This is a genomic window from Prevotella illustrans (assembly GCF_017426725.1).
Taxonomy (GTDB): Bacteria; Bacteroidota; Bacteroidia; order Bacteroidales; family Bacteroidaceae; genus Prevotella; species Prevotella illustrans.
Genome location: NZ_JAERMS010000012.1, coordinates 58,956 through 67,471, shown reverse-complemented (window position 1 = coordinate 67,471; position 8,516 = coordinate 58,956). Strand labels below are relative to the sequence as shown.

Sequence of the window (8,516 nt, the reverse complement as noted above, 5' to 3'; positions counted from 1 at the left end):
GGGGTATGTGCTGTTTAACGTTGGAACAAAATACGTCAAATCATATGATTTGATGCAACTTTATATGCGTTTTCACAAAAATTATTTAGGACACTATTGGTATTGTTCCCATTTTACCGTAACTTTGCAGCCGGATTCTAACGATTGTTGTAGAATAATAATTTTTTTCAAGATAAAAATGATCAATTCACAGGAAATTAAAATTGGAACTTGCATCCGTATGGATGGCGGTATTTGGAGATGTATTGACTTTCAGCACCGTAAACCCGGAAAAGGTAACACCGTAATGAACACTAAACTGAAGAATGTTGCTGACGGCCGTGTGCTCGAACGTACATTCCAGGTAGGCTTCAAGTTGGATGACGTGCGCGTGGAGCACCGCCCTTATCAGTATCTCTACGAAGATCCGACAGGTTATATCTTCATGAACCAGGAGACTTTCGAGCAGATTCCAATTGCCAAAGAACAGATTACCGGCGTGGAATTCATGAAGGAAAGCGACATCGTAGACATCGTAACGGATACATCCGACGGCACGATTCTCTCCGCCGAAATGCCTGTCAAGACCAATCTTCGCGTTACGCATAGTGAGCCGGGTATCAAAGGCGACACCGCTACCAACGCTACCAAGCCCGCAACGCTCGAAACCGGTGTTGAAGTGCGTGTGCCCCTCTTCATCAATGAGGGCGACTTGATTCAGGTTGACACGCGCGACGGCAGCTATCTGAGCCGCATAAAGGAATAATTTAGATACAATTCGCATTGGGTGATGGTAACGCAGACCATTTGGGTCGGCTGCCATCACCCAATACCTTTTTTACGCTTGATTTGTAAAAGCAGCCCTTTGGGTTTCTAAAAGCAGCCCTTTTACCTTGTCAAAGCAGTGCTTTTAGCGTGTCAAAGCAGCCCTTTTAGCGGCTAAAAGCAGTGCTTTTGGAAACGAGGGGTTTGTGCCCTGTTTCCGCTATGCCGCTGATGGCGTTTTCAAAGTCATTCCACAGATTATCAGTTGCCCATGAAATACTCCGTTATCGTCCCTGTTTTTAATCGTCCCGACGAGGTGGATGAGTTGCTCGAAAGCCTCACCCGTCAGTCGTTGCAAGACTTCGAAGTGATCGTTGTCGAGGATGGTTCGTCGGTCACCTGTCGTTCGGTCTGCGACAAATATGCCGACCGACTCGACTTGAAATATTTTGACAAGCCCAACAGCGGTCCCGGTCAAAGTCGCAACTACGGAGCCGAACGCGCCCGGGGCGAGTATCTCATCGTGCTCGACAGCGACGTGGTGCTGCCCGCTGACTATTTCAAGGTTGTTGATGACGAGTTGCGGCGTGAACCGACCGACGCCTTCGGTGGTCCCGACCGTGCCCACGCGTCGTTTACCGACGTGCAGAAAGCCATTTCCTATTCCATGACGAGCTTCTTCACCACGGGCGGTATTCGTGGCGGTAAGAAGAAACTTGACAAATTCTATCCCCGCTCGTTCAATATGGGCATTCGTCGCGATGTCTACATGCGACTAGGAGGCTTCGGTAAGATGCGCTTTGGCGAGGATATCGACTTCTCCATCCGCATCTTCAAGGCCGGTTGCCGCTGCCGTCTCTTCCCCGATGCCTGGGTGTGGCACAAGCGTCGTACCGACTTCCGCAAGTTCTGGCGGCAAGTTTACAACAGCGGTATCGCGCGCGTCAACCTCTATAAGAAATATCCCGATAGCCTCAAGCCGGTTCATCTGCTGCCCATGGTGTTTACGGTGGGCTGCGTCTTGCTGGCCTTGGCCTTTCTGTCGGGTGTCGTTCTCTTTTTCGCCTTGCCTGCCGGCATGCGGCAAGCGTTGGGGATAGCCGTCAGCCTGTTGGCTCTCGCGCCTCTCGTGGTCTATAGTCTGCTCATCTTCGTCGACGCTACGCAGCGTAACGACAGCTGTAGGATTGGTCTGTTGAGCATTGCTTCGGCCTTCATTCAGCTATTAGGCTATGGCTGCGGCTTCCTCGAAGCCTGGTGGAAGCGTTGCGTACGCGGGCAAGATGAGTTTCAGGCCTATAGCAAGAACTTCTATCAATAGCCGCCGGCTGAACTTTATTTCCTCCGTGTTATGGAAAAACTGACCATCAACCATTGGGCCGAAGAAGATCGCCCCCGCGAGAAGATGGAACGGCTGGGCGCCTCGGCCCTGAGCAATGCCGAACTGTTGGCTATCCTTATTGGGTCGGGATCGCCCCGGGAGAGCGCCGTCGACCTGATGAAACGGGTGATGAACGACTGCAACAACAATCTCAATACGCTGGGCAAGCTCACCATTCGACAGCTCCAGCAATATAATGGCGTGGGTCCTGCCAAGGCGATCACCATCTTGGCGGCCTGCGAACTGGGCAAGCGGCGGACCATGGAGCGTCCCGAAGAGCGTGCCGACCTGGGATCAGCCACGGCCATTTACAACTATATGCACCCACGCATGCAGGACTTAGACGTGGAAGAAGCGTGGATATTGCTCATGAACCGGAACTTCAAGCTCATCAAGTCGCTCTGCGTGAGTCATGGCGGACTGAGCGAGACGGCCGTCGACGTGCGTGTCATCATGCGCGAGGCAATTCTTTCCAATGCCACCGTGCTGGCTCTCTGCCACAACCATCCCAGCGGCAACGCACGCCCCAGCCACATGGACGACACGCTGACGCAGCGCGTCAAGAAGGCGGCCGAACTTATGCGCGTCTATCTGCTCGATCATGTGATCATCACCGACGGCCGCTACTATTCCTATCACGAAGAGGGGAGGCTATAACGCTTCTCCTTATTCTATCTGTCTTGGATATATTGGATTTAAACGATTAAGCAAATGAATATACATCAACTTTATACGCTCTATCTGCAACACCCCGTGATTACCACCGATAGTCGCGACTGTCCGGCAGGCAGCATCTTCCTTGCCCTCAAAGGTGAGTCGTTCGACGGCAACAAGTTCGCCGCCGCCGCCCTGCGGCAGGGTTGCGGCTACGCCGTCGTCGACGAACGGGAATATGCCGTGGCCGGTGACAACCGCTATATCCTTGTAGATGACGTGCTTACTACCTTTAAGGAATTGGCCCGTGAGCACCGTCGGCAGTTCAATATTCCCGTTATCGGGATTACCGGCACCAACGGCAAGACCACGACCAAGGAACTGATTTCGGCCGTTCTGGCCAGAAAGTACAACGTGATGCACACCGAGGGCAACTTCAACAATGACGTGGGCGTGCCCAAGACGCTTATGCGGCTCACCGCCGGCCACGAGATTGCCGTGGTGGAGATGGGCGCCAGCCATCCCGGCGACATCCGGAAGCTGGTGGATTATGTGGAGCCCACCTGTGGACTGATTACCAATGTGGGGCGTGCTCATCTGCAGGGCTTCGGCAGTTTCGAGGGTGTGAAGCGTACAAAGGGCGAACTCTACGACTTCCTGAAGGCCCACGACTGTACGCTTTTCCTCAATGAAGATAATGCCGACTTGATGGAAATGGCCCGTCAGCGGGAGTTTGAGCGCGTGGTGAGCTATGGACAGAGCCAAGGTGACGAGTATGCCGTCAATGGTAGGGTGGTGGCGTGCGATCCTTTCCTTCGGTTTGCGTGGCACGCCGTGGAACCGCAGTGTCCCTCGTCAGCCGAGTACGAGGTGCGGACACGGCTCATCGGCGCCTATAACATCGACAATATGCTGGCCGCCATTGCCGTGGGGCTTTATTTCGGAGTGGAGCCCGCGCTCATCAGTCAGGCCTTAGAGCAGTATGAGCCTACCAACAACCGCAGCCAGCTCATCGTGACGGAGCATAATCGCCTGATCGTCGACGCCTACAATGCCAATCCGTCGAGCATGAATGCCGCCATTGATAACTTCAAATTGATGAACGAGGAGAAGAAAATGGTCATCCTGGGTGATATGCGTGAGTTGGGCGAAGTGTCGGAAACGGAACATCAGAAAGTGGTGGACAAGCTCCGGCAGGAAGGCTTCGGCGAGGTGTGGCTCGTAGGCGAAGAATTTGCCAAGACCACAACCGATTATCGGAAATTCAACAACGTGGATGAGGTGAAGGCGGCCATTCGTGTCCACCGGCCCCAAGGTTACTATATATTAATAAAAGGTAGTAATGGCATTCGCCTCTTTCAGTTGCCCGAAGTGCTGTAAGCGTTTGGGGATTCATGGGTATAAAAGGACTCCGGACAAGTCGCTATGCCGATAGCCGCTTGTCCGGAGTCCTTGTCTTTGTTTGTATCAATAAAAATAAAGCCGCTCACACTCCGAAGAGACGTGAACGGCATAATGAAAGGAGGAGTGGTACCACCAGGAATCGAACCGGGGACACAAGGATTTTCAGTCCTTTGCTCTACCAACTGAGCTATGGCACCATGTATTTACTTCCTTAAAGCGGTGCAAAGATAGAGTTTTTATACGTTATAAGCAAATTTTTTTCAAATAAAATGTTCCTATATGCAAAAAATAGCTTACCTTTGCACCCGCAATAAGACTTCAGCGCACTGACAGTCGTGTTGCAATCGGGATGTAGCGCAGTTGGTAGCGCACTACGTTCGGGACGTAGGGGTCGCCAGTTCGAATCCGGTCATCCCGACATAAAGAGCAGATTGAAGATTTTCAGTCTGCTCTTTTCAATTCTGACTTCGTGATTTTGTTAGAAAAAATCGCATTATTTTAACACTTCTGCAACACATCATCTAAGTGCCGGCACGCCGAAAAAGGCCTTCACTTTGCCGATTTTGATGCCCTTTTATGCCCAAAGCTATGCTTTTATCGGCTCAAAGCATAGCGATTACACGGCCAAAGCATAGCTTTTGGCCGATGAAAAGGCCGCGATTACGGCCTGAAAGCATGGCTATGAAGGGTAAAAAAGCGAAGAGAAAACACCCTTAAAAGTACAATGTATTGATAACCAGCGTTTTATAAACTTGCTCAAAAATCGTTTATTTCCGTCCAAGTCTTTTCTTTTTCAGAATAATGCCACTTTTTTGATGGTATATGTAAAGATTATTCAGGGTAAAGACATAAGAAAACCTACCCCGGCCATTGCTTTACCTCGCTCCGCGAACAGCGACCTTCGGTTCCCAAAGGGAGGGAGAACTAACTGAAAAGGGGTGAAGTGCAAAAAGATAAGCTATCAAAGGCCGCAAGCGGCCAAGAAAGACATAAAGCTAAGTGGGAAATAAGAAGCGTGAAATGTAATTTAATTTAATGAACTGGCGCAATAAAAACATACACTGCGTAACAAAAAAAGCCCCTCGCCGGAGCGAGAGGCTAACTTGCACCCATAGGCGAAGGGCGGCTTTTGTCTTGAAGGTCAATGAGAACCTCGCCTAAATGTTTTCTGCAGCACGTCGAATGCGGTTAGATAGGTCTATAAGCGCACCACGCATCTGTTCGGCTTCTTGCTGATTAAATCCGCCAGCTCCCCCATTGCCGTCTATGCCATCCATCTTGTGGTAGAACCAAGAGGAAGATTTCTGAAAGTAGGTATTAGAGAAATCACGCCAGGAAACCGACATCAGAATATCCTGTACCTTGCGTTTCATATCGGTAACCACTACCGGGGTTGTCATAACTGTTTCCATTGTCATTGTGTTTATAGGGTTTAACTTTTTGTTTTACTTCTTCCTTTGCGAAGGAAAGGTTTGGTCTTCATTCGTATGACTGTCGGACCATCTTGTCGAAGAGCTCTTGTAAGTCCCACAGGAGTCGTGGATAGCCATTTGGAAAAGAACGATTGTAATTTCTCATTCTTTCGAGAAGTTCCCGTTCTTCAGGTGTAACCTCCATCAGTTCTTTCTTTTCTTTCATGCCTCATTGTTTTCCTTTGACAACACAAAGGTACTACAAAAAATCGTATTAATCAAATGTTTACTATAAAAAAATGTAGTAAGACGGTTTTTATATCTTGAACATATCCCTCAGAAGGTACCCTTGTCGCCGTCGTAGTTGTCAATCTGCTTGCGGATGTTCTTCTGTTTACCCGAAAAGAGGTTGTAGCTTACGCCTAAAGTAATCATGCTGCGCTGGCTCGGAATCTTGTTCACATGAAGATAGGACAGAATGTTGTTGTCGAGCGTCTGGGTCTTGTAGGTCGGTGTGGTGAAGGGAAAGACGCAGACGACCGATAGCCGCAGCTGCTTGTGCTGATAGAAGAATTTCGCGTCGCAAGAATTTTCGTCCGACTGCAGGTAGGAACCGTTAAGGGACATGCTCGCACGTCTCCAATAGAGGTTGGCGCCGAAATCTTTCCATCGAGAGGTCATGTAGATGTAAAAGGGCGTGTAGTTATGATGGTGCTTGCCCATGTATGCGTTTTTTTCCGTCTGTTTCCAGAATCCGCCTTGAGCCTCGATGGCAAGGAGGTCGCTCTTAAAGGGCTTTATTCGTATCTGACAGTTGCCACCTACAGTGGTCTGATAGTCGCCGTTCAGCGGTGAGCGGACGATGATGCGCTGTCCGTTGACATTCTCCCATTGGAAATATTGGTTAATAGGATCGGAGATATGGTTGTAGCCCAGAGTCGTCCAAAGGTATATGTAAGGATTGTTCAGACTGTAACTAAGTTGTATGGTCTTGTCATTGCCACTTCGAAGCATGGGATTGCCGCGCCTATGGAGTCCGGGAATCTCAATGGTGGAATTGTTGCTTAATTGCGAGATGCCGGGCAATACAGCTTCGGAAGCGAATCGTAAGGTGAACTGACCGCTCTTGACAGGATAACTCAGCAATAGTTGAGGCGTGAAGTAGAGCTTGTTGTATCGGGTGTCGTCGTTACTGGTGTGGATATAGGTGGCGCCGAGACTCAGCCGATAGCTCAGTTTGCCCAGACCACCACCCAACTGCGCGTAGGTATAGTGGTTGTCGTTGGTGGCATGGTAGCTGTAGGAAGAGTAAGCGGACAGCACGTTACTGATCTCGAAGTCCGACTTAGCCAGCGTGGCCTTGTAGCCGGCCGAGAACTGCCGCTTTCCCCAGTCCTTGGTATAGACCACTTCGCCTATGACGGAATACTTATTGTTGCGTTGGCGCATGTTGTCGTTGAGCAGTTCAGCGTTGTTTTCATCGAACTGATGGTTGTCGTTGCCCTGCTTATTGTGGAAGTAAGTGCCCACAACGTCGGCCACAAGCAGCTGTCCATTCTTCAGCTTATGGCTGAAATAGAGGTCGAGCGACGGTCCAAAACTCCTGATGGTCCTGTCTTGCAGACTGTGTCCGTTGCGCCACAGGTCGTTTCCCATGGCCTTGATATCGAAGCGGTCGCGCCAAAACCAAGTGAAGATATTGGGTGTGAAGCGGGCCTGAAACGCGATGCTGTCGTTGATGCTGTAGAGATATTTCAGGTTGAAGTTCTGATTGGCATAGCCGAAGTGGTAATCTCCATAATAGGTATAGGTGGCCGTTTTCGTATCTTCAGTCATGCGGTAGGTGTTCTCTTCCTTGCAGTTGGCGGCATTGCGATAGTTCAGAGTGTAGTCGAAGGAGAACTGTGACTTGCCCTTGGTGTACTTGGCATACATGTTGGTGTTGTTGAATCCGCGGTTGATGGCCTGCCCCGTGTCGAAGCCTACGGCGTAACCGTTGTCCAACCGGCGAGTATGGATGTTGATGAGCGTGCCCACGTCTGTGTAGCGAGCCGGCGGGACGGTGTAGTATTCCACGTTCTTGATCTTGTCGGGTTCGATACTCTTCAGATCGTTGTCGGTGGCTTCCACACCATTGATAAGGATTTTCAGCGGCTTGTCTGAAAAGGTAGCAATCTTATTGGTCATGGGATCGACGCGAAGGCCGGGCAGTGTGGCAATCAGTTCCTGGCTCTGGCGGGCGTTCCTAATCTGTTCGGCGCTGAAAGTGTAGGTAGAATGGTCTACATAATCCGTCTTGTGATGGCCCCTCACGGTCACGCCTTTGATGTTGTAGGCATTAGGACGCATGGTGATGGTGCCCACGTGAAAGCCGGCGATACGGCGGATAACGGTCTTGTAACCCACGTATGACAGTTTGATCAGCAAGTCCTGTTCGGCACAGGGAATGACGAAGTCGCCCGCCTCCGTGCTCACACCGCCATTGACGAAGGTGGAATCATCAACGTTGAGCAGCGAGACGTTGACAAATCCCATCGGCTGTCCGTCGGTGTCGACAACCTTGCCGATGACTTTCCGACGCTCTTTCTGAACGCATTCCACATAGATTTCGTCAGGCATGCGATTGCCTTCCTCGTCGATGACGTTTCTCTTTACCTTTGCGCTGACGGGGTAGAAGCCTATCAGTTGGTTGATGGCTTCGGGCACGTTCTGATTACGTACGCTGGTCGTGACACGAAAGTCTTCCAACTCATTATAGATGAAACTGATGTTGTATTGCCGTTGGTGGATGATGATATAGCGCAGGGCGTCCGACAGGGACACTTGATTGAAGTCGTGGTTGATTTTCTGCGCGACAGCCACTGCCGGCAGGCAGACGGCCAATAAGAGGATATATAGTTTTTTCATTATTTTTATTGACG

At 50.3% G+C, this 8,516-nt stretch carries 6 protein-coding genes and 2 tRNA genes; 5 read left to right on the top strand and 3 right to left on the bottom strand.

Annotation, left to right across the window (positions count from 1 at the left end; genetic code table 11):
- The first annotated feature begins 178 nt into the window (after positions 1–178).
- From efp to JHU38_RS05760, 4 genes are all read left to right on the top strand, one after another.
- Positions 179–745, top strand: coding sequence for an elongation factor P (gene efp, locus JHU38_RS05775; protein WP_107581647.1), 567 nt, complete (start codon positions 179–181; stop codon positions 743–745).
- A 270-nt stretch (positions 746–1,015) separates the two neighbouring features.
- A complete protein-coding gene (locus JHU38_RS05770; RefSeq protein WP_107581648.1) occupies positions 1,016–2,065 on the top strand; it encodes a glycosyltransferase in 1,050 nt (349 codons plus the stop codon).
- 30 nt (positions 2,066–2,095) lie between these two features.
- Positions 2,096–2,782, top strand: coding sequence for a RadC family protein (gene radC, locus JHU38_RS05765; protein WP_107581649.1), 687 nt, complete (start codon positions 2,096–2,098; stop codon positions 2,780–2,782).
- A gap of 54 nt (positions 2,783–2,836) precedes the next feature.
- Complete coding sequence (locus JHU38_RS05760; protein ID WP_107581650.1) at positions 2,837–4,159, top strand: UDP-N-acetylmuramoyl-tripeptide--D-alanyl-D-alanine ligase; 1,323 nt, start codon at positions 2,837–2,839, stop codon at positions 4,157–4,159.
- A gap of 148 nt (positions 4,160–4,307) precedes the next feature.
- On the opposite strand, the gene JHU38_RS05755 is transcribed toward JHU38_RS05760, so the two are convergent.
- A tRNA-Phe gene (locus JHU38_RS05755) sits at positions 4,308–4,380 on the bottom strand.
- A 148-nt stretch (positions 4,381–4,528) separates the two neighbouring features.
- On the opposite strand from JHU38_RS05755, the gene JHU38_RS05750 reads away from it, so the two are divergent.
- Positions 4,529–4,601, top strand: a tRNA-Pro gene (locus tag JHU38_RS05750).
- Between the two features lie 739 nt (positions 4,602–5,340).
- Here JHU38_RS05750 and JHU38_RS05745 read toward each other — a convergent pair.
- Both JHU38_RS05745 and JHU38_RS05740 read right to left on the bottom strand, forming a co-directional pair.
- On the bottom strand, positions 5,341–5,595 hold the full coding sequence (locus JHU38_RS05745) for a DUF5053 domain-containing protein (RefSeq protein WP_107582355.1): 255 nt from the start codon (positions 5,593–5,595) through the stop codon (positions 5,341–5,343).
- Between the two features lie 336 nt (positions 5,596–5,931).
- Positions 5,932–8,502, bottom strand: a complete 2,571-nt coding sequence (locus JHU38_RS05740) for a TonB-dependent receptor (protein WP_146156994.1) — start codon at positions 8,500–8,502, stop codon at positions 5,932–5,934.
- Positions 8,503–8,516 lie beyond the last annotated feature (14 nt).

Bases quoted from the DNA above. Each gene is read 5' to 3' on its own strand.
- JHU38_RS05770 (WP_107581648.1), top strand. From the start codon at position 1,016: ATGAAATACTCCGTTATCGTCCCTGTTTTTAATCGTCCCGACGAGGTG.
- radC (WP_107581649.1), top strand. From the start codon at position 2,096: ATGGAAAAACTGACCATCAACCATTGGGCCGAAGAAGATCGCCCCCGC.
- JHU38_RS05740 (WP_146156994.1), bottom strand. From the start codon at position 8,502: ATGAAAAAACTATATATCCTCTTATTGGCCGTCTGCCTGCCGGCAGTG.
- JHU38_RS05745 (WP_107582355.1), bottom strand. From the start codon at position 5,595: ATGGAAACAGTTATGACAACCCCGGTAGTGGTTACCGATATGAAACGC.
- JHU38_RS05760 (WP_107581650.1), top strand. From the start codon at position 2,837: ATGAATATACATCAACTTTATACGCTCTATCTGCAACACCCCGTGATT.
- efp (WP_107581647.1), top strand. From the start codon at position 179: ATGATCAATTCACAGGAAATTAAAATTGGAACTTGCATCCGTATGGAT.